General features: G+C 45.9%; 14 protein-coding genes. 2 read left to right on the plus strand and 12 right to left on the minus strand.

Annotated elements, in window-relative coordinates; genetic code table 11:
- Positions 1-46: 46 nt before the first annotated feature.
- Both DTQ70_RS03220 and DTQ70_RS03225 read right to left on the minus strand, forming a co-directional pair.
- Complete coding sequence (locus DTQ70_RS03220; RefSeq protein ID WP_122929474.1) at positions 47-649, minus strand: hypothetical protein; 603 nt, start codon at positions 647-649, stop codon at positions 47-49.
- Entirely contained in the window at positions 646-915 is a 270-nt protein-coding gene (locus tag DTQ70_RS03225) for a TIGR03643 family protein (RefSeq protein ID WP_122929475.1), read from the minus strand. The genes DTQ70_RS03220 and DTQ70_RS03225 overlap by 4 nt, the downstream gene beginning before the upstream one ends.
- Positions 916-1,099: 184 nt before the next feature.
- Between DTQ70_RS03225 and DTQ70_RS03230 the strand changes: the two genes are divergently transcribed.
- Positions 1,100-12,859, plus strand: coding sequence for a SprB repeat-containing protein (locus DTQ70_RS03230; protein WP_164489837.1), 11,760 nt, complete (start codon positions 1,100-1,102; stop codon positions 12,857-12,859).
- A gap of 82 nt (positions 12,860-12,941) precedes the next feature.
- Here DTQ70_RS03230 and DTQ70_RS03235 read toward each other — a convergent pair whose 3' ends face one another.
- Positions 12,942-13,517 carry a pentapeptide repeat-containing protein gene (locus DTQ70_RS03235; protein WP_122929477.1) on the minus strand — a complete coding sequence of 192 codons (576 nt, stop codon included), beginning with the start codon at positions 13,515-13,517 and terminating at the stop codon, positions 12,942-12,944.
- Positions 13,518-13,735: 218 nt separating this feature from the next.
- Between DTQ70_RS03235 and DTQ70_RS03240 the strand changes: the two genes are divergently transcribed.
- The gene (locus DTQ70_RS03240) at positions 13,736-14,653 is read left to right on the plus strand and encodes a DMT family transporter (protein ID WP_229600063.1); all 918 of its coding nucleotides are present in this window, start codon (positions 13,736-13,738) and stop codon (positions 14,651-14,653) included.
- 3 nt (positions 14,654-14,656) lie between these two features.
- On the opposite strand, the gene DTQ70_RS03245 is transcribed toward DTQ70_RS03240, so the two are convergent.
- The 9 genes from DTQ70_RS03245 to DTQ70_RS03285 form a co-directional block, all read right to left on the minus strand.
- The gene (locus tag DTQ70_RS03245) at positions 14,657-15,415 is read right to left on the minus strand and encodes a hypothetical protein (RefSeq protein ID WP_122929479.1); all 759 of its coding nucleotides are present in this window, start codon (positions 15,413-15,415) and stop codon (positions 14,657-14,659) included.
- Between the two features lie 125 nt (positions 15,416-15,540).
- On the minus strand, positions 15,541-16,179 hold the full coding sequence (locus DTQ70_RS03250) for a trimeric intracellular cation channel family protein (protein ID WP_122929480.1): 639 nt from the start codon (positions 16,177-16,179) through the stop codon (positions 15,541-15,543).
- Between the two features lie 127 nt (positions 16,180-16,306).
- Positions 16,307-16,588: an antibiotic biosynthesis monooxygenase gene (locus DTQ70_RS03255; RefSeq protein WP_122929481.1), complete on the minus strand. Its 282-nt coding sequence runs from the start codon at positions 16,586-16,588 to the stop codon at positions 16,307-16,309.
- Positions 16,589-16,614: 26 nt separating this feature from the next.
- A complete protein-coding gene (locus tag DTQ70_RS03260; RefSeq protein ID WP_122929482.1) occupies positions 16,615-16,866 on the minus strand; it encodes a hypothetical protein in 252 nt (83 codons plus the stop codon).
- A gap of 29 nt (positions 16,867-16,895) precedes the next feature.
- Positions 16,896-17,975 carry a serine hydrolase gene (locus DTQ70_RS03265; protein WP_164489838.1) on the minus strand — a complete coding sequence of 360 codons (1,080 nt, stop codon included), beginning with the start codon at positions 17,973-17,975 and terminating at the stop codon, positions 16,896-16,898.
- 52 nt (positions 17,976-18,027) lie between these two features.
- A complete protein-coding gene (locus tag DTQ70_RS03270; RefSeq protein ID WP_122934253.1) occupies positions 18,028-18,654 on the minus strand; it encodes a hypothetical protein in 627 nt (208 codons plus the stop codon).
- Between the two features lie 85 nt (positions 18,655-18,739).
- Positions 18,740-19,321, minus strand: a complete 582-nt coding sequence (locus DTQ70_RS03275; protein ID WP_122929484.1) for a Crp/Fnr family transcriptional regulator — start codon at positions 19,319-19,321, stop codon at positions 18,740-18,742.
- Positions 19,322-19,344: 23 nt separating this feature from the next.
- The gene (locus DTQ70_RS03280) at positions 19,345-19,743 is read right to left on the minus strand and encodes a DUF1801 domain-containing protein (RefSeq protein ID WP_122929485.1); all 399 of its coding nucleotides are present in this window, start codon (positions 19,741-19,743) and stop codon (positions 19,345-19,347) included.
- Positions 19,744-20,312: 569 nt separating this feature from the next.
- The gene (locus DTQ70_RS03285) at positions 20,313-21,389 is read right to left on the minus strand and encodes a peroxidase, FMP-type (RefSeq protein WP_122929486.1); all 1,077 of its coding nucleotides are present in this window, start codon (positions 21,387-21,389) and stop codon (positions 20,313-20,315) included.
- Between the last annotated feature and the right edge of the window lie 49 nt (positions 21,390-21,438).

Genomic DNA, 21,438 nt, shown 5'->3' on the forward strand with positions numbered 1-21,438 from the left:
GGTGGTAAATTAGCCTGCAATTAAATAAAGAATGCTTAAAAAGTCATTAAATGATTACTTGACCTTCGGAGGGCTCTCCAATAATTTGGTGTTGATGATGGATAAAACGATAGCCAGAAAGCCACGCAAGCAGCGAGTCAAACTGGTGTTGGTGGCGTGGGTATTCGTTAAAATGCAGGTCGGGATACTTGGCAGTGAGCAAATTGCAAAGATTTGGGAAATCAATTTTAGACAATTTTTTGTGGTATTGATTTTTTAATTCAAGAAGAGCTATGGCTTTTGGATATACCTCATATACCGAAATGGCATGCTTTTGAGTAAGCGTTTGCCGTAGTTCCATGGCCCTTGCGGTAAGTCCACCCAAAAACATTGGAGACATGGCTTTGAGCGCTATATCGCACTGACGATAATGAAAATTGGTGCAGCCTTCTTGCTGAGAATAAACGCCTGGCAATGACAGAGGAGCGTCAATAAATACATGTTGGATGGAGGCTGATTGAACCTGTTCAATAAAGCGTATGATAAACGCATCGGCATCGCGGCGGTCGGCATCGTAAAACTGAAGTACCTGGCCATCGTGGTGACAAATGACAGTATTGCCCGAAGTTTTTGAGCCGTAATCAATTCCAATCCAATGAGTTAATGTCATCGTTTTGAAACTTTGTTAAGACTAATGCTACGCTGACGAGAACAATGGAAGCGGTCTATTTCGTCGGTGCGTAAGGATTGGTGTTTGGTGCTGCGGCCGTTCATTCGTTTTCGCCACATTTCAAAACTGCTGCGTTTCATGTGGGTACGCATGGTCGCAATTACTTCTTTTTCTTTCAGGCCAAATTGCGCTTCGATGGCTTCAAAGGGAGTACGGTCTTCCCAGGCCATCTGAATGATTCTATCAATATCTTGTTCGGTCAACATGCTTTTTTAGGAAAATAGCGAGCGAGGTTATACAAAGCAAAAACATAGTTTATGGATATTTTGTTTGAAAAAGCCGTTTCGGCGAGCCGCTATTAGTATAGCTCATTACTGGAATTTTGGCACGCTTGTTGAGGACACGCTAGGCACAGTTCGAAAAGTTGTAATCGAAAGCCAAAGCAGTCGAATGAAACATCATTTCTATAAAGCCATTGCGTTGATAGTTTGTTTGTTAGCTCTTTCAGTTAGAGGGGCTTATGCACAACTCGTCAATAGCTTCACGAGCGAAAGCCCCGCCATTACTTGCCAACCCAACGGTGCCGAAACCGTCGTCACCATTACCAATGGCAGTACAGCCCTGACCAACGCGACCATTACAATTCAGTTGGGTGTGGGCATTCAAATGATTCCAACTTCCACGCAGTCCTTGCAAGGCCCAGCGGTGGTCGGAACGGCAGTGAACCTAAACGCACCCAACTTTACGGTAGCTTCTTGGCCTGCCAATACGACCTTGAAATTTTCGTTTCGCAAAAAAGCGATATGTGCCGCCCGTGCCCAAAAAATCAGCGGCGGTGGTTTCCAAGACGTAATTTCCATTAAAAATAGCAGCGGAACAACCCTCTCCATTTTAGGGACAAAAACGGTTAATTATGACGTCATTTATGCGTCTTTGAGCATCACATCGGCCAGTACTTCGCCCGTTTCAATTAATCCTGGGCAAACCGCGACCCGCAGTATGACCATCAGCAACGGGTCATTTGGGCAGCTAGAGGAGTTCCTTTTTGCTGACATTACCAGCGCGGGCAAGTTTACTTACAGTGATTTTCGTATCAATCCTGCCAATACCAACATCAGTATTCCCGTGTCGGCCATCAGTACGTCGGGCGATTCGGTGAAAGTAGCTTTCAACAAGGCGTTGATTAAATTTATTGGCGACGGGGATGAAGCGTTTGAATTGAATGAAAATTTTGTTTTACAATATAAAATTACCGTAAACCCTTGCTGTCCAGCAAGTACAGTTACTTCCAAGCTCATTGCACAGTGGGGCTGCGACGGGCAAATTTGCCAAACGGCTACTGATAATACTCCCTCAGTTTCGGTAACAAGCGTACAGCCAACGTTGACATTTTCAACCCGAACGACCACGCCGCGCTGTTTTGATACCCCCGCCAAACAAACGATTGTGGTGGCTAATACGACAGCCTATGCCGCCACCAACGTAAAAGTGCAGTTTGGAACGGTAAACAGTACTCCTAATTTTGACAATACCCAGCAACTGTATTTAGCAGGGCCATATTCCTACCGAATCAAAAATTTTGGAACTCCCCAAACAACAACGCCTACCCAATTAGCCACGGCAACCAATGCCTGCGCACCCGCTAATTCCCCGTCACGAATGGAAATCACCATTCCGACAATAGCACCTGGCGATACGGCTTTCATTGATTTTTATACCATTTCTTGTTGTATTGCTACTTGTAACGCGGCTTACACGCCTCGCCGTTGGGGGTATTCGGGTACTTACAGTGGCGCTTGTGCGACCACAACTTACACCCGCACGATTCAGTCGGGGCAAAGTGAAACATATTCAGCCAATACTTTTACGTTAGATTCGCCTTTGCAAATCTATGACGGTCAAACGTTTACGATGGAGGTGCTTTCAAACAGCAGTAGTATTCCTTCAAACTACAACACCGCGCCTGCCTATTTGGAATACAAATACACGATTCCCGACGGTTTTCTGTTTTCGGGAAATGCCGCCGACTTTTCGTTCATTGATGCAGGAGGGGTGACCCGAACACCCAACTTTTTCAACTATACCGCGGGAGTGCTTACGGTGCGCTTCAATGCCCCCATTAGTTTTAGCCAAACCCGTTCCCGAACCCTCATTAAACTCACCGCTAAATGCGGAACAGCAGGAAATAAGACGATTAGTTTTCAATCTCAGTTTATCACCGACCCGAGTTGTACAACGGGCTGCGGGGCTTTGCCGCCGCAGTGTTCGAGCATTGTCACTGAATTGCTGTGTCCAGGCGGTGCTTGTACGCACGGAATGAATTGGGCATTGTATGATATTCGACGCATAACAACGGGTAGCCCCGATAACAATAACGACAGCAGTCCCGATGCCACAGGAAACCTTGATTTAGCAAAATTAGACCGTTTTGTGGTCGGCGACACCCTTCGTGCCATCTACGCGGGAAGGGTAAAAACGTCGGCAACCATCCCTAGTTTTACATACGGATACGCCACGGCTTCCATCACCAATGCCGACGAAATAGCCGACGCACGTTATACCGTCCAAATTATCCGAGGAGCCAATTCTTATACTTGTACGAACCTCGCGGCAACGGTAACAGGTACAACAACTAAAGTATTTACGTACGATTTTAGCACGACTACCTTGATTTCAAGGTCATGTTTGCCCGCAGGCTTTACATTTGCCAATGGTGATTCGGTGGTGGTAACGGCTAAATACATTGCCAATAACTTAACTGCCAATTCGTCGGTAGAAGAAGTGTTGGACATTACACCTGAGTTTTATGTAGCCAATGTTGTAGCTCCAACTGCTGCTCAAAAGTACCAATGCGGAACGCGAAAAGGGCGAATGAGACACTTTGATATTTTTAACAGCACGACGACTTCAAACACCAATTTGAACGGTTGTGGCAGTTTTACGTTGGTCAACAATTTCAATTTTAGCGTTGGAACTTCAACCAGCACCACTGCGGGAGCCAATATTTTTACCAACGAATACCGCATCTTCCAAGTACCTGCTAACTCCAAAACGCTGGCTTCGCCTGCCACTTATACCATTAATAAAGTCGATATATCGTTGACTCGCTCAGTAGGTTATAACACAACGACGACCAACATTACCATCCCAAGTTCGTATTATTTTTATTCGGGAGATACCCTGATTGTCAATCTTCAACAGCTTTTTGTAAATGGGTTGTTACCATATCCCGAAGAAGGTTATTCTTTCCGCGAAACCCTCACCCTTACGCCGATTGGGGCGGCGGGCTATGTAAACTCTTCTAGTTCGATTCGGACTTTTACGCAATACCGAAATCTGCCACCACTTTCGGCTTTGACTGGGGTAACAGTGAATAGTACGACACTCAACAGCACGGTGAGTTATAATGCCCCTCGTTTGCGGCTAAGTACTTCACAACCTACGGTCAACGCAACCTCAAGTACAGTTTCTTGGGATGTGGTGGTGAGCAATACCTCCACTTTGGCCGATGCGCCGTTTCCGTGGCTCACTGTCAAGAGCAATAATGGGACGTTTATACTGACACAAGTACAAGACATTACGGGGACAGCGGTTACTATTTCTCTCAATGCGGGCGGAATTTATCAAGGAAACTCAACTATATCGCGGAACGGAAGCAGAAGGTACCGTGTCACGGGAACTACCAATTTTTGCGGAAGAGATACCATACAAGTTTTTACAAGTTGGTCATGTTTAGGGCTTTCAAGTGGTACAACTTTAGGTACAGTCCCTTTTATTTCAGATTCCTTATCGCTTTTTTATGAAGTAAAACCTTCTCAAATTTCGGCCACCATTACCAAAGCCGCTGGGCCTTTCGACATGTGTCAGCCGTTTGAAGTAGAAGTGCGTATTGTGTCGGGTCAGCCTACTTCGGTCAATAGTATTTTAGCCAACTTGGAGTTGCCGACCAACAACGGAAAGATTGGGTTGGATTACATTGCGGGGTCAGGCACGATTGAGTACCCCAAAGGAACAACAAAACGTATTTTCAGTACGACAGGAGATAACTTGATTTTGGCGGCCCAAAGTGCCCAAAATTCAACACTACCGTTTGATTTGGGCGTCATTGACCCCACCAATTTTGGCACAGGAAAAAGCCTGTCGGGGGTTGGTTCTGCTCCCAACAACGAAGCCGTTATTCGCTTTAAACTTCAACCTAATTGTGACTTATTATCTGGACAACCGTTTGGATTGCGGGTTTATGGCAAAGACCCTTGTGGCAATGCTGCATTAGGTAATTCAGAATACGTTCAAGGATTTGCGGTCAATATTCGGGGGGCTAATACCCCTTACAAAACGCAGGTAAGCCTCTCATTACCTTCCATTAATGCCTGTGCCAATGTTAATTATCCGATTGGAGTAAGCGTTTTAAATTTGGGTTTGTCAGCCACCAACGACAGCGGTTTGGTAGAAGTGCAGCTTCCTGTGGGTTATTTGCCCGTAGCGGGATCGGTGGTATGTAGTTCTAGTTTTTGTCCACCCAATTTGAACAGTTACACGGTGGTAAATTTGCCCAACGGTGGTAAATCATTGACGTGGCGAGTGGCGGCTGGAATGCCCATTGGAGGTGCCATGAATTTTACGTTCCAAGTACAGGTAAACGCCTCAACCTCTTGCAACACCGAGCAAGTGGTTGCCCAAACTTCCTTGCCATTTGACGTATTTTGTGGAACTACGCTCTGCCCCGATTTTAGGGTACTAACGGGGCTTGTTTCGGATACGATTTCGGTCAAAAAGGCCAACTTTACCTACGTTTCTCACAGTATTGCCTTTACTTGTAGCAGCGCAACGGGGCAATTTAAGTTTAAAAATACGGGTGCTCCCGTAGCCGCTGGAAATGCCACGACTGTGGAGCTTTACCAAGACAAAGACAAGAGTGGCACTTATACGGCAGGCGACGTACTGCTGCAAACCTATTCGACGACGCAAGCCATTGCCACCAACGAGATCATTACTTTAAACGGCGCTATTCCTTATTCGGAACCCATTCCGTGCCCGTTGGTGGTGTTGGTAAAAGGTTGTGCCTGTACGACTTACCAAAAGAATTTAGGAGGCGATTTTAAATACGAAAATGCGGGTGCCGATGCCATTACTTGTAGCAATGCCCCCGCCCAACTTGGTTGTAGCGCAGGCTTGGTGGGCTATACGTACGAATGGACGCCCGTAGGTGCGGCATTGTTGAGTGAATTAAGCAGCACGACTGTGGCCAACCCAACGGTAACGGTGGTCAACAACGGTACGACGCCAATCGTTCGTAAATATTTACTAAGCACCACCCACGCGAGCGGTTGCGTTACGACCGATGAGGTGCAAATCACCATTAACCCCGCACCTGTTGCCTACGACGCGACGCTCGAAAAATGTGACGACGGCGACGGTCGAGTTGATTTTACTTTGACCAATGCCAACGCCATGGTAACGGGTGGCCAGGCCAACATGCAGGTAGCCTATTTTGCGACTCGCGCCAATGCCGTTGCCAACGTAAGTCCTTTGGGAAGTACGCGTTCGGCAGTGAATGGAGATTCGGTGTTTGTACGCGTTTCAAGACTTAACGAAAACTGTTTCAGCGTTGGAAAAGTAACGTTGGTGGTCAATCCTCTACCTGCTGCTTCGGCAGCGGCGACCAATGCTACTTGTTTTGGAACAGCTACGGGAAGTGTTAATTTAACCCCAACGGGTGGAACGCCCAATTATACCTTCCTGTGGTCAAACGGAGCTACTTCTGAGGATATTAGTAACGTCGCCGCAGGAAATTATTCGGTGGTCGTAACGGATGCCAAAGGATGTACTGCCTCGACGTCTGCCACCGTTGGGCAACCTTCTCAGTTGATAGCTTCAATCGCTCGAACACCCATTTCGTGTAATGGTTTAGCCAACGGTAGTCTCAATTTGACGGTAACGGGCGGAACGCCCAATTATACCTTTGCGTGGTCAAACGGCGCAACGACCGAGGACTTATCGGGTTTATCTACAGGTGTTTACAGTGTTACGGTGCGCGATGCCAACGGATGTACGGTGACCCAAAGCGATACCATTACGCAGCCAACCGTTCTGCAATTGTCAACGACGCAAGTAAACGTAAAATGCCACGGAGCTGCGACGGGACAAATTGATTTGACCGTCACGGGAGGAACTGCACCTTACACTTACCAATGGAGCAACAGTGCGACAACCCAAGACGTAACGGGTTTGTCAGTAGCTACTTACACCGTAACCGTAACCGATAAAAATGGTTGCCAGCAATCGACCCAAGTAAGTATCACCCAGCCTCCAGCTTTGGCAAGTAGTATGGCGGTGACCAACGTAAAATGTTACAACGAAAACACGGGTGCCATCGACCTGACCGTCACAGGAGGCACAGAACCTTATACCTATGTGTGGGATTCGGGGCAAACGTCGCAAGACATCATAAGCCTAAAAGCGGGTACGTACCGAGTGACCATTACGGACGCCAACGGATGCGTAAAACGTGATTCGGCCACTGTGACTCAAGCGCCCTCTTTCTTTATTTTTGGAAGCCAAACCAACGTAAAATGCTTCGGGGAAGCCACAGGAACCATTACGCTTGATGCTGTTGACGGCGCGACTCCGCCTTATACTTATTCGTGGAGCAATGGGGCTACAACGCGCAACTTGACCAATTTGGTAGCGGGAGAATACACTGTAACGGTGACCGATGCCAATGGTTGTACGGTCAAAGGAAGTAACCAAATAAGCCAACCAGCGGAGTTAGTGGTGGGGGTTACTTCCAACGATGTTACCTGTCCGAACGGTTCTTCAGGAACGCTTGTTTCGTCGGTATCGGGAGGGGTAAAGCCGTATCGATATGAATGGAAAGATGCCAGTAATGTGGTGATTGCAACCACACCAAACGTCTATGGTTTGCCCGTTGGAAGCTATACCCTTACGGTAATTGATTCAAATAATTGTGTAAAACAAACGGCCTCAACGACCATCAGTCAGCCACCATCTTTATCAGCCCAATACGAAACTACTCCTGTGTCGTGTTCCAATGGGAACAACGGTACCATTACTGTCAATGCCAGTGGCGGAACGGGCGCGCTTACTTACACGTGGTCAGACGGAGGAACAGGAGCAACCCGTATGGGCTTAGTGGCTGGAAAATACTCCGTAGAAATTTCGGATGCCAATGGCTGTAAAATAATGGTCACGGACATTGAGATTACCCAACCTTCGGTGCTTGCGGCGTCAGGCGTTGGCATTGCTACCAAATGTTACCAAGGTGCCGATGGACGCATTGACTTGACCGTCACGGGAGGAACGCAGCCTTATACTTTTGGGTGGTCAAATGGGAGTAGTATCGAAGACCCGCAAAACCTAGCTGCGGGAACTTACAATGTATTGGTACAAGACAACAAAGGTTGTACTGTAACGGCATCTGTGACGGTTTCGGAGCCTACACCTTTGGACGTCACGATTCTTCCCCAAAATGCTACTTGTGCGGGAAGCAGTACTGGACAAGCCAACCTAACCGTGACGGGCGGGACGGGGCCTTATACGTATTTGTGGTCAAACAATGCCACCACCGAAGACGTAACGGGCCTAGCAGCAGGCGTTTATACGGTAAATATAACCGATGCCAATGGCTGTAAAACCAACGGACAAACGACCATTGCACAATCTGATTCCCTCAAAGCGTTGGCCACGACCGAACGCGTAAGTTGTTACAATGGCAATGATGGCAAAGTGGATTTGACCGTTCAAGGTGGAACGTCGCCTTACACGTATCTTTGGTCGTCGGGTGCAACGTCGCAAGACTTGACGGGCGTAAAAGCAGGTTCGTATTTGGTGGTAGTGAAAGATGCCAACCAGTGCGAAACTACATTGTCGGTGTCGGTAACTCAGCCTGATTCGTTGCACATTTCGTTTACCAAAACGGATGCCCAGTGTCGCAGTAAAAACGACGGAAAAATTTCGGTGTCGGTGACAGGTGGCGTAGAGCCGTACCAATACGCGTGGTCAAACGGAGCGACAACTGCCCAAGTTCAAAACTTGGAAGCAGGTTCTTATACCGTTACTGTCACGGATTCTAATCTTTGCCAAAAACAACTGACTATTACCATCATTGAACCTGATTCGTTAAAAATTGAAACGCTGTTGACGGCGGTAAAATGTTACGGAGGAGCCGACGGCAAAATCGACGTGAGTGTCTTTGGAGGAACGCAACCTTACACTTATGCGTGGTCAAACGGAGCTACTTCTCAGGATATTTTGGCTACCAAAGCAGGAAATTATACCGTGACCGTCACCGATGCGCAAGGCTGTGAAAAAGGAGTAAATGTGACCCTGACGCAGCCCGATTCGTTACAAATTTCGGCAGTGGTGCAGAATGTTAATTGTAAAAATGGTACTGACGGTAAAATCAATTTGACCATTACGGGAGGCACGACGCCTTATCAATACATTTGGTCAAATGGAAAAACGACCAAAGACATCGAATCGCTGGCTGTGGGTACTTATTCGGTAACGGTGCAAGATGCCAACGGTTGCAGTGCCGTTTTCCAAACGACTTTAACCGAACCTGATTCCTTGATAGTGACTTACCAAGCCGCCCCAATTTTATGTAAAGGAGCGACCACCGACGTCAACGTAAGTGTGCGCGGAGGAAAAGCACCTTATACGTACCAATGGGCGCACGGAATGACGGTAGAAGACTTACTTGCGGCCAAAGCAGGAACGTATTCGCTGACGGTGACTGACTCCAATTTGTGCGTAAAAACGTTGGAGTTTGTTCTTATTGAACCCGATTCGCTCAAGTTATCGGCCACCGCCCAAAACGTAAATTGCAAAAGCGGCGCAACGGGAAGTATTGATTTGTCGGTGACGGGTGGCACGATGCCTTACAGTTATGAGTGGTCAAATGGGGCTGTAGTTCAAGACCTTGCTAACCTCAGCGCGGGCTCTTATAAAGTCAAAGTGAAAGATGCCAACGGTTGTTCGGACAGCCTGACAGTGGTTGTTTCGGAGCCTGACCCGTTAAAAGCAACCTATGCTTCCAGCGATGTCAAATGCAAAAGCGATAACACGGGGCGCATCGACGTTACGGTGACGGGCGGGACAGAACCGTACAGTTATGATTGGTCAAACGGAGCGGTGAGTCAGGACATTACGAGCCTTTCGGGGGGAGTTTATACCCTGACGGTTACTGATAAAAATGGTTGTAGTACCGACCTGCGCGTGGTGATTGGTGAGCCAGATTCGTTGAAGCTGTCGCTCTCTCCCGAAAATGTAACCTGCAAAGGGTTGAGTTCAGGGACAATTTTATCGACCGTTTCGGGCGGGACAAAACCCTATCAATATTCATGGTCAAATGGTTCTACCTTGCCCAACGTCTATGGACTGCCCGCAGGAACTTATACCTTGACCGTCGTGGATAGCAACAACTGCGTAGTTTCAGCGTCCGCAACTCTGGCCGAACCTGCCGAATTAGCTCCTAACGCCGAAATTAAGCAAGTTTCGTGTTTGGGCGGAAGCGATGGTAGCATTGATTTTAACGTTCAAGGAGGAACGGGAACTTATACCTATTCTTGGTCAAATGGGGCAACGACCCAAGACATTGCGAACTTGAAAGCGGGTGTTTATCGCCTAACGGTGAAAGACGAAAACAATTGCTCGATTGATATTGATTTCACCATCACCCAGCCTAATAATCCACTTTCGTTGACCTTAACACCTACTGCGCCTACCTGCCACGATGGCGAAAACGGTAAAGTAACGTTGACAATTGCGGGGGGAACCACTCCTTACAAGGTACGCTGGTCAAACGGTGCTGAAATGTGGGACATTGCGGATTTAAAGAGTGGTTGGTATAAAGTAGTGGTTTCGGACGCCAACGGATGTACGACCACCGACAGTGTTCAACTGGCAAATCCTGCTTTATTGTCGTTGGTGGCCAAAGGCGATACCGTTTGCGAAGGTGATACGGTGAAACTTTCGGCTACTTATGACCCAACGGCACAAATTAGCTGGACGGGCCCCGTGGGATATGCGTCGGGCAATCCTAACCCGATGATTATTAATTCGCAATTGTACCAAGCAGGAATTTATGTAGCAACCGTTACTAAAGGGGAATGTTTCCGTACTGATACGGTTCAAGTGGTAATTCACCAGCGCCCGTCGGTGATGGTGATTTATGCGGGCTGCATTCCCAATTCGTACGAAATACGGGTACAGGTTTCACCCAATACGCAATTCTCCTCCGACGAAGGAACGGTCACTTACGAGGGCGACAATAAATATTACATTCGTAACATTCCAAACAATAAAATAGCCACGTTTACGGCCACTAATCAGGCAGGATGTTCGATGTCTCAGAAAGTGGATCGTACCATTTGTGATGCTAATCAACCAAGTCCATGCACCAACAATCCTGCGGGACCTAACGCGGTTATTTGCGAACCCACCGAAACACATCCATTGCCAAAACCAACCAATAGCCGTTATTGGATTGCATCGGCGTCGAATCCAAGTTCGGCCTTTGCAGATACTACGGGCTTAGTGACGGGCATGACTGCCAATGGACTATATCGCTTTATTTTGGTTTCACCGCTAGATAACTGTACCGACACCGTAAGCATCACACGCAACGCATTACCTACGTACCAGTTGGTGGCCTCTTCGCCGCAATGTGCGGATGACAGTGTGGCAGCGAAAGGATTTATTCAGTTGAAAAACTTCGCAGCTACTTCGCAGTACGGGTTGACAGTTGGCAATGTATATGATGTCAACCAAACGCCTGCGCCAATCCCTGCCGATGGTTTGATATTGAAAAATGCGGGCAGCGCTACGACTGATATGACCTACACGCTGAGGGTTTATTCAGAAACGGGCTGTTTTGTAGAAGAAAAGATTGTATTGAAAAAAGCCCCCGAACCGTTGGTGTTGGTATTAACCCCGCAGACAGTAAACTGTACGACGCCTCAATCGGGAGCTATCAACTTAGAAGTGTCGGGTGGAACTTCACCGTATAGTTATGTATGGTCAAATGGCGCGATTACGCAAGATTTGGTTTCTATTGCCAAAGGAAAATACAGCGTAACAGTGACTGATGCCAACGGCTGTGTCGGAAAAGATAGCGTCGAGGTAACAGGCCCCTCGCTGCCGACGGTGGTTGCCGTAGGTGACAGTGTATGTGTGGGTGAAACCATTCAATTGCTGGCCACGGTGAGCGACGGTGCGGTTATCAGCTGGACAGGCCCTGCAAATTTTACGGCATCCATAGCAAACCCAACGCGCCTCAATGCGCAGCTAACGCAGGCAGGGAAATACATTGTCAAAGTAACGGATGGCTATTGTGAACAAAGCGATACGGTGGAGGTTGTGGTAAATGAATTGCCATCTTTGACGGTAGAATCGACGCAGTGTTCGTTGACGAGTTATTCGGTTCGGGTGAAAATAACTCCGCAAAGTACCTTACAATCGAGTTTGGGAACGGTGACTTCAGAAGGAAATAATACCTATTTGGTTTCTAACATTCCGATTGCTCAAACGGCGAGTTTGACGGTGAAATCGGCAAGCGGTTGTACGTTTGTCAAGCAAGTGGATCGTACTTTGTGCGATGCTAATCCACCGCAGCAATGCGTTGATAACCCAGCAGGCCCGAACGTGACGATGTGTGAGCCTACGTTGACCTACAATTTACCCAAAGCTACCAACGGCCGCGTGTGGAGTGTGGTGGGTGGTAATCCGTCGTTTACCACAATTGACAGCACTGGTTTGGTGAAAGGGTTGAACAAAACAGGTACGTACCGATTTGTCTTAACCTCAACGCTTGAAAATTGTGTGGATACGGTAAGCATCACGCGGTTGGCTGCGCCGACATTTGGTGTCTTGTTGTCTCCTCCGACTTGTGCGGGCGATAGCGCGAAAAAGGATGGCTATTTACAAATTACAGGCTTTGACCCAACGACTACGTTCGGACTTACAGTGGGTACAACCTACGACGAAACCGTTGTTCAGCAGCCGATTCCTGCGAACGGAAGGTTGATGGAAGCCATTGCCAATCCAACAGCGGCAGTGACTTACGTGATTCGAGTAATGACGACAAACGGCTGTTTCACTGAAAAGAAAGTAGTTTTGCAGCCAGTAAACTGTGAATGTCCTGAAATACCTTGCGTGCCGTTACAAATGCAACGGAAGCGGAGGAAATAAGCTACCTTCCCGAAAGTTTCTAAAATTTAACATCCCGAAAGTTTTAGAACTTTCGGGATGTTTTTTCGGGAGGTTGGTTGATTTACTTCTCAATTACAATATCATACTTCTCCAACAACCCCGCCACACCCAACAGCGAGAATTTCGCTTTTTTGATTTTGTTGGTTTCGGGGTTAATCACGTAGTTGTACGACGACCGAAAATCGGCTTTTTCAAGCAAAGTACGGTCAAAACTGGCAAGCTCAAGGTTGCAATTGTTGAAAACCGCCTGAGTCAAATCACATTCTACAAAATCAACCCCTTGGAGTTGGGTATCTTTAAAGTGCGTTTTTTTGATTTTTGTCCGAAAAAACGAGGAGTGATTGAGTTGGCAGCCTTCAAAAGAGAACGAAAGACCAAAGCCATTGCAATTGTCGAATCGTAGTCCCAAAAGTTTACAATCTTTAAAAATCACCCCATTCAAGGTCGTATTTTTCAGATTTACCATGCTCAAGTTGCAACCTCTAAATTCGCAGTCGATGAATTTTATACTTGATAAATCGCTGTCCGAAAAAAGGCAATTTTGAAACACACAGCTTTCGTATTCACCTTTGGGAAGGGGTGTTTCGGTGAAGTTTTGTTTATCAAACAATTGGTCTTGAACGTAACTTTCTTGCATAATGAGGCAGACTTTTCAAGTTTTTGCCCCAAAAATAGACTAAAATCGTGTGCCAAAACAATATTCTTATCTGTGACAGACATCCCTGTCAATCTGTGGGCAAAAGAAGTTGGAACTCAAATGGGAACTTTACTGCTTGTATCCAACTTAATTTAACATACGGTTCAACGTGTCAAAGCAGTGATGCAAAGAACCATCAAGAAACGTCCTTGCTAAACGTGAAAAATAATCTTTCTCCTTCTTCCTCAGGCTTACTTAGTATGTTGTTTGCGGCATTTTGCTTCTCGGTTTCGGGGGCTTGTACGCGGGTGTTAGGCAAACACATTAGCTCCGTCGAACTGGTTTTTTTTCGGAATATTATCGGCGTTCTTTTTGTGTTGTTTAGCGTTTTGCAACGGCCGTTGGTACAGACTGGAGGAAGGTTAGGATTGCTTGTTTTTAGAGGAATTATCGGAACCTTGGCACTCTATTTATTCTTCTTTGCCGTGACCAAAATCGGCTTGGCCGAAGCCATTACCTACCAGCAATCGTACCCCGTCTTTTTGGCGCTAATTGGCGTGTTGTTCTTAAAAGAAAAACTTTCAATACCCGTTTGGTGGGCTATTTTTATCGGATTTTCGGGTATTTGCTTCATTTTTTTGCCGCAGTTTCACACCGATTTTTTGAGCCTCAAACACCACGCCCTTGGCCTCACCAATGCCATCATGACGGCCTTGGCATACATGAGTATTGCGCAGTTGGCAGGGTATTACGACTCCCGCAGCATTGTGCTGTCGTTTATGCTTTCAGGGATTTTGATGCCGATGCTTTCACTCGGATTGGGTGAAATGGTGGATGCTCCCGAATGGTCGTTCCTCATTGCAAAATACGTGCAACCTGCGGGTACCGATTGGCTGTGGATTGCGTTGTTGGCGATTTCGGCTTTGTTGGGACAAATCTTTTTGACCAAAGCCTTTACGTATGGTAAATCGGCGGAAGTGGCAGCTATTGGTTATTCCAACATCGTTTTCTCGGTTATCTTCGGCATTTTTCTTGGCGACGCGCTACCTGCCACTCTGAGCTGGTTTGGGATTGTATTAATTATCGTTTCGGGGATATTGATTGCCTTTCAGAAAGGGAAAAAAGAGGCACGCTAAAATTTACCTCAGTAATGGTTTTGCTTGTAACGCCTGTACCAACGAAGCCACCGCAAGTAGCCCATACAACGCTGCGATAACGACTGTAGCTTTGGTGTTTTTGAGCAAATAAAAAGAAAGGATGGGAAGTACTTGCAAGGCGTGCATCCCAATAAAATGAGCAACGCGCAGGTCGCCGACGGTTTTACTCCACCCCAATACAAACAAATTGGAATTGTCGTTGTAAGCACCCACACTGTGGTTGAGGCGCGAACCCATTGCAAAGCCCTCAAACGCAAAAATCACAAACAAAAGAATCCCCAACCGAATGGCCCATAGATAGTGAAGTGGGAGGGTAGGAAACTCCTGCTGCAAGAATAACCACCCAATGTAAGCCGTGTAAACGGTGGTGGCACTGGCAGCGATGGCCATCAATCCGTACAGAAATGAATAAAACGGGCTGCTTACATTGTAATGCGACAACTGACCCTTGCTGGCCTGAAAGGCAATATAGAAGAGTTCAAAACCAAGCAATAAAACAGTAGTCCAGTTGAAAAGCGATAAGTTAAACTTCGGTAAATAGTAACAATACCAAGCCATCGTCCATGCGTACGCTCCAATGGATAATGCGAACTTCAAAGGTTTGTTCCAAGCGTTTACCTTAAAAACTTGCACCGTTGTCACTTGACTAAGGACCAAAAAAGCCAACGCCAGTAGGTTGCAGATTAAGCCAAAGTAAAAGAGCGTTTCGTTGCGAGATTTGAGTTCAGTAAGGAAGTTCATTGGATTGAAGATTGTGTTTCCAATGTCAAAAATACCGCATTTGCCAACTTTAGGGACGTCAATACGGGTTCAACCAGCAGATGCAGTCGGGGAAATGTATTTTTAGGCCGTTGAAACGTGGTTGCTTACGGGTGATTCGTCTCTTTTTTAATAGAAACGACGGGCAGATGAATACGGTATTTTTGGGCAATGATTCGGACAAAAATTACTACAACTGCGGCGATGAGTTGGGTAAAACTGGTAGAAAAACCCACTTGAAGTCCCGCATAATAGACCAATCCACCCGCAACGCAGGCCAAGGCGTAAATGTCTTTGCGCAGCAAAAGGGGCACTTCGTTGAGCAACACATCGCGAATAACGCCACCAATCGACCCCGTGACGGTTCCCATGACGATGCATACCCAAAATGGCAAGTCCATGGCAAGGCTTTTACTAATCCCCACCGTAGTAAACAGCCCCAAGCCAATGGCATCGAACAAAAACAATGCCCGTTGCCACTTGAAAATGCGGTCTTTGAACAAAAGTGCCGCCACCAACGCCACGCCTGTCATAATAAAATAGTGACTCTGCTGCATCCAAAATGGCCGAATGTCAAGCAACACATCCCTGACTGTACCACCCCCAATGGCTGTAACTAGCCCAATCAGGTACGCCCCAAACCAATCCACTTTTTTGTTGGAAGCAAGTTCGATGCCACTGAGGGCAAAAACAAACGTGCCAATAAGGTCGATGGAGGTGAGGAGAAGCGTGTTGGGGGGGAGCATTTTTTTAGTGTCGAGTGGTAGAGTGCAGAATGGCGTGTTGTGCTGAGGGTTGCTAAACTGTGTTGAGGGTTGCTCACAACCCGATTCGAGTTGTGCTGAGGGTTGCTCACAACCCGATTCTAACGCACTAAAGTATTCCTTTTTCTAACTCTCTCAAATAAATAAAATCGGGGGATTTTACGCCTGCTTCTTTTCGGATTTGTACCAATTTAGGCGATTCAAAAAAGGCTTTGGCGTTTTCTAGGCTATTCCAAACCGAGAAGTGGACGATTTTATTGGCGTCGTTTTCGTACTTTAAGACTTGGTACGATTGCTCGCCTGCTTCTTTTCGGATACCTGCGGCTTGGTCAAAAATGGCCTTCCAAGCATCGTAGTCGGCTACTTCGTGAATGATTAGAACGTATTCCATGAGGTTGCATTGGGTTGAGTCGATGTTCAAAAGTACGGCTGTTTTTTAGATAGATTGATTTTTTTGACAAAAAATCTACCGATTACTATCAAATCGAGACGGCTTGCGTCGATGCTACAAATGCTGGCTTCCAATAGGCCCATGTGTCGGCTTATTTTGCCTTCTTCCACCAAAAAATCGTTCTTGTTGAAATGCCGCAATTCAAAAGCTTTGAGAATTTTTTCAAGGTCTTCCCCCGAAAAACCAAGTGACTCGAAATAGAATTGTACTTTTCGCATAACTTAAATTTAATGGGGGAAGTGGTGAATCAGTATCCGTAATTTTCTTTTAATTTTCTCATCAAAAGCCGCACGCCTTGTTGGGTATCGGGGCTGAAAGAGTTGGTGAAAATAAGGTAAGCTTTGTTTTTTAGTCGGTCGATGTGGGCAATGGTATAGTACGTGCCGACCGTGCCCGAGTGGGTCGAAAGTTCGTGGCCGTTTTCGTAAATGTTGTACCAGCCGAGGGAGTAGTTTTTAATACCCTTGTGAATAAACTGATAGGTGGCAGGAGCGAGGTAGTTTTTTTGCTCACTTAGTCCTTGTAAATTGAGTTGGATAAACTTGACGTAATCGGTCAGACGCATATTGATGTCTCCCGCAGGTTCCGTATAGTCCAAATGGTAATCGAAAGTGGAGGGAATGGGCTGCAATTTGCCGTTTTCAAAACTATGTCCCCACGTATCTTTATGCTTCTGATTTTCGGGCCAAGACAATTGGACGTTTAGTTTGAGTTTTTTGTTCAACTCTTCCTCCACCAACTGCTCCCAACTTTTGGCGGTTACTTTCTCCAGCATCAGGGTCGCTAGGGTATAACCTGCATTGGAATAAATAAAGGGCGTTTTTTCGTCTATTTTGACGGGGTCGATGGTGAGTACAAACGCCCCAAACTGTTTCCTCTTCTGTGGATTTGTCCCCTTAAAAGCAGGGATTTCGGGGTCATTTTCCCCCTGAAAAGGCGCAACCCCTGCTTTGTGCGAAAGTAAATCCTGTAAAGTAATAGTGGCGTAGGCAGTTTTGCTTTTCTTTTTCCACTCGGGAAATACCTCAAAAAACTTCGTTGTCCATTTTAGCTTGCCTTTTTCTACATACTTGGCAATGATAAAAGCCGTCATGGCCTTGGTGTTGGAGCCAATATGGAAGCGGTCGTTGAGGGTGGCCGTGTCGGGTAGTGCGATGGAGTGCCTTCCCAAAGCCGCGATTTCTAAGGTAGAATTAGCATCGACGACCGCATAGTTAATTTCAGGAATGTGGTATGTTTTGCGGATTGAATCGGCAAAGGAAACCGTTTTTTGAGCCAAGCCACAAGTGGCATTTAGCAAAAAGAAGGCAGCGATTGCAATTTTCATTTTGGTTCTGTCGGCTATTTTCTGTTCCACATTGCAAGTTACGGACGAATGATTAAAAATTATACCCAAAATGAAACCCTGGTTCTCCCCAAACAAATTTCGACCATTTATCATCCAACTGTTTGAATCCATCAGGTAACGTTGTGTGATAAGCACGGTGGGTAATGGCAATGGAGGGTTGAATAAAAAACTTATCCTTGAAAAGTTTGATGTGATAACCAACGCGGTAGGTGTTGAAAATCTGAAAGCCATTGTCAATTTTTTTGCCGTCATTATTCACAAATTTTTGCAATGTTGGCATGACATTCAGTTCGGCGTATAACCCTTTCCAAAAAAAACGTTGGTAAGCCACCGAAACGCCATATTCACGGACATACCCTGGGAATTTTTCTTCTGGTTTTCCGTAGGCTTTGTTTAAAAAGGGGTGAATGCCATTCGGCCAAGCATATTTCCATGTTTTTGGTTCTAAGGTAATTACATCTTTTCCCGTAATACGATAACCAATGTTGAGTTGGGCAAAATTGGGAGGATTGGTCGTGGCTAAATTGCCCAATAAAAATACCGTACTACCAACAAACCACTTTTTATAGGTGTTTTCTTGGTTGGCATATTGTGCCTTTACCTGTGAACAAATTACCAGCACCAAAGCAAGCCCAATCCATAAATTTTTCTTTTGCATGTCTGTTTTCATTAATGTTAAACGATGCTGCAAAAGTAGATAGAGGGGTTGCCTAACCTCGTTCACTTAAGTTAAGAAACGTACCTTAGCTTTTGTCTTTTTCCGTAATTCTGGCTCGTAGTCTGCTCAACGATTGGGGTTTGATGCCCAAATAGCTGGCTAATTGGTGTTGGGGTACCCGCTGAATCAAATCGGGTCTTTTATGGAGTAAGTTCAGGTAGCGTTGTTCGGGGGAAGAAGTTTTGAACTCGTCAAAGTCTATACGTTGTTTCGCCAACAATTCTTCCGATAGCATCCGACACATGATTTCAAACTTGGGAAACTTGCTGTTGACTTCTACTTCCATGTCCGAATTTGAAACGGTAATTATACTGTCTTCTACGCAACTGACGTAATAGTCGGACGGCATTTTGTTTATCACACAAGGGGGCGTCAAGGCTTCCATTTCGGTGTAGAAAGCAGTGGTTTTTTCTTCCCCGTCCAAAATATAATAGCTTCTAATACAGCCTTTGAGTACGAAGTAGCTCTCTTTCGATTTTTGTCCTTCTTTGAGTAAAATCGTCCCTTTCTTAACGGTGCGAAATAGGTCTAATGAAAGCAGGATGTTCTTCTCATCTTCGGTCAGGGTGATGTATTTTGAAATGAAGTCAAAAAGGGTGTTTTTCATGGTTTTGCTGTTGCTATTGTTGGTTATGCTTGGTGCAAAGGCGTTGCATTTATCCATTCAGTGACAATCTCTATCAATTCTGATTTTCCATTTTCGATGTCCTCCAGGGTTTTGAAAGTGATAATTGCGCGGTCATTTCCTTTCCAAACCAACCTCTTACTTTTATTCGCAATTAGTTTGTCTTCGGGTTGCGCTTGTTTGCTTACACCTCTATGAAAAATCAATTGTACTTGTTTCGTGGGAGGTTGAATTTTCATTGTAATTCTATCCGCATTGCCAACGCAGTAGTTGGGGCCGTTCCATTTGATATTTTCTGTTAAATCTGGATTTGCAGATAAAAGGTAATTTCTTAATTCCTCTATTTCTTTTCTAAACGGATGATTTTGCTCGTCCAAGAACTTTGTTACCTCTGTATTTTTCATTTTTTAAAAGCCTTATCTCTTACAGAATACGCTAAGGTAGTTTAATTTCATTACTTTCCGATAGCGCGAGTGTTCCACTGGTGCTGACTATTCCAAGGCTTCGAGCCTAGGCTGACAATCGAAAGGTTTATAAAGGCCATGTGTGGGATGCACGCGGTATCGGAGGTTGGGGTCACTCACTGCCAAGCTGGCCGCTTCTTGCTCCAGAGGAGCTAAATCTTCGTAGAAATAAATAATTGTCCTTCCCTAAAGCCCCGTTGGGGCGGCCGACGTTCGGTGACCTCTTTCACCAAGCGTCGGCCACTTGGATAGGGCTTTAGGGGAGGGGTTTATTATTTTTCTACTACAAAGGTTTTGCCTCTCCGAGGCGTTTAACCTATTAAAATAGAAAACTTGCCATAAGTATCAAAAAAGCTTTGTAATGTATTTATAGTGAGATGTTTGTCGATTGAGAAGTAGCGACGAATAAACTCAAAATGCGTAGCCCTTCTCCCGCTCGCCCCAACCAGCAAGCTCTCCCTTTTAAGGTGTGCCCGCCCCGATAATCTGTCGGGGCGGACAAAGAAGAGTTATTGTTTTTTTCGTAGTGTATTCACTTGGATGTGTGGCCAGCGCGTAGTACCGCCGTCGGTTCCAAAATGAAATTCAAAAAACTGGATTTGCTCGTATTGTAATTGCAACACCTCCTCGCCGTTTTCAATAATCTTTTCAATCCACATACGAAAGTTCATTTCGGTGGTAGGAGTAAATCTGTTGATAAAAGGAGTATTGAGAATTCCGCCTTCAGGCCCACCCTGTTCTCTGGAAGTCAGTTCAATTAAACTGTATTCTTTGAATTTTTGTCCTTTGATGGCGTCGCGTAACCGTAAATCAGGCCGAACAGAATAGGGGTAAAATTCACTTGCCAATATACGTTGCGTGTAGGTTCGGTTTCCGCTAGGGTCTTGGTCTGGCATACTTGTGTCATGCACCCATGCAGGAGCAGGTTCATCAAGGTTAATGGGAGTGTCAGGCGTAGTTCCTGCACCACCCATACTTTGAGAAATGGCAAGGTGATTGAAGTCCCATGTTGCAGTACCTTCAGGAAAAACAGGAGATGTACCATCATAATTTTCGGAGTGGGTTCCTAATAATAAAATGGTACTTCCGTGCGGAATCGTTCCACTGCGAGAGATACTGTAGGCTGAGACGTAGTTGGGGCCTTCGGCTCCTGCCCCTGCGGCAAGTTCAGGAAAGCCAATGTCGGTCATAATAGATTCATTATCAGCTGGATGATTGTAAATGTCATTCAGACGAAGGTACATACCGTTTTCTTCGTGAAGCCCTTTTCCTGTCAAATCTTTGATGCTTTGTTCGTACTTGACTGCTGCGCAAAATTGTTCATTGGCTCCTCCTCGATTCCGAACCATGCCAGGCACCAACGTGAATGTAAGTTCTTCGGTGTACTCTTGGATTAGAAAATGAAACTTACCAGGAATCATTTCGGAGCTTGTACCAGGTGAGGGCATACATATTGTGAATAATCCCCATCCAGTGGTGTTGTTATCTGGATTGTGGTTGACCCATGTTCCTTCGAGTGCTTTAAGTACTCCATAATCGGCGTCTTCATCCACCACTTTTGGTGAAAATTTTTTGATGTCTGACATTTTTTTAGGGTTTAAGAAATATAAAATTGATTGAGTAAATTCCAGTGTG

The organism is Runella sp. SP2 (assembly GCF_003711225.1).
Classification (GTDB): domain Bacteria; phylum Bacteroidota; class Bacteroidia; order Cytophagales; family Spirosomataceae; genus Runella.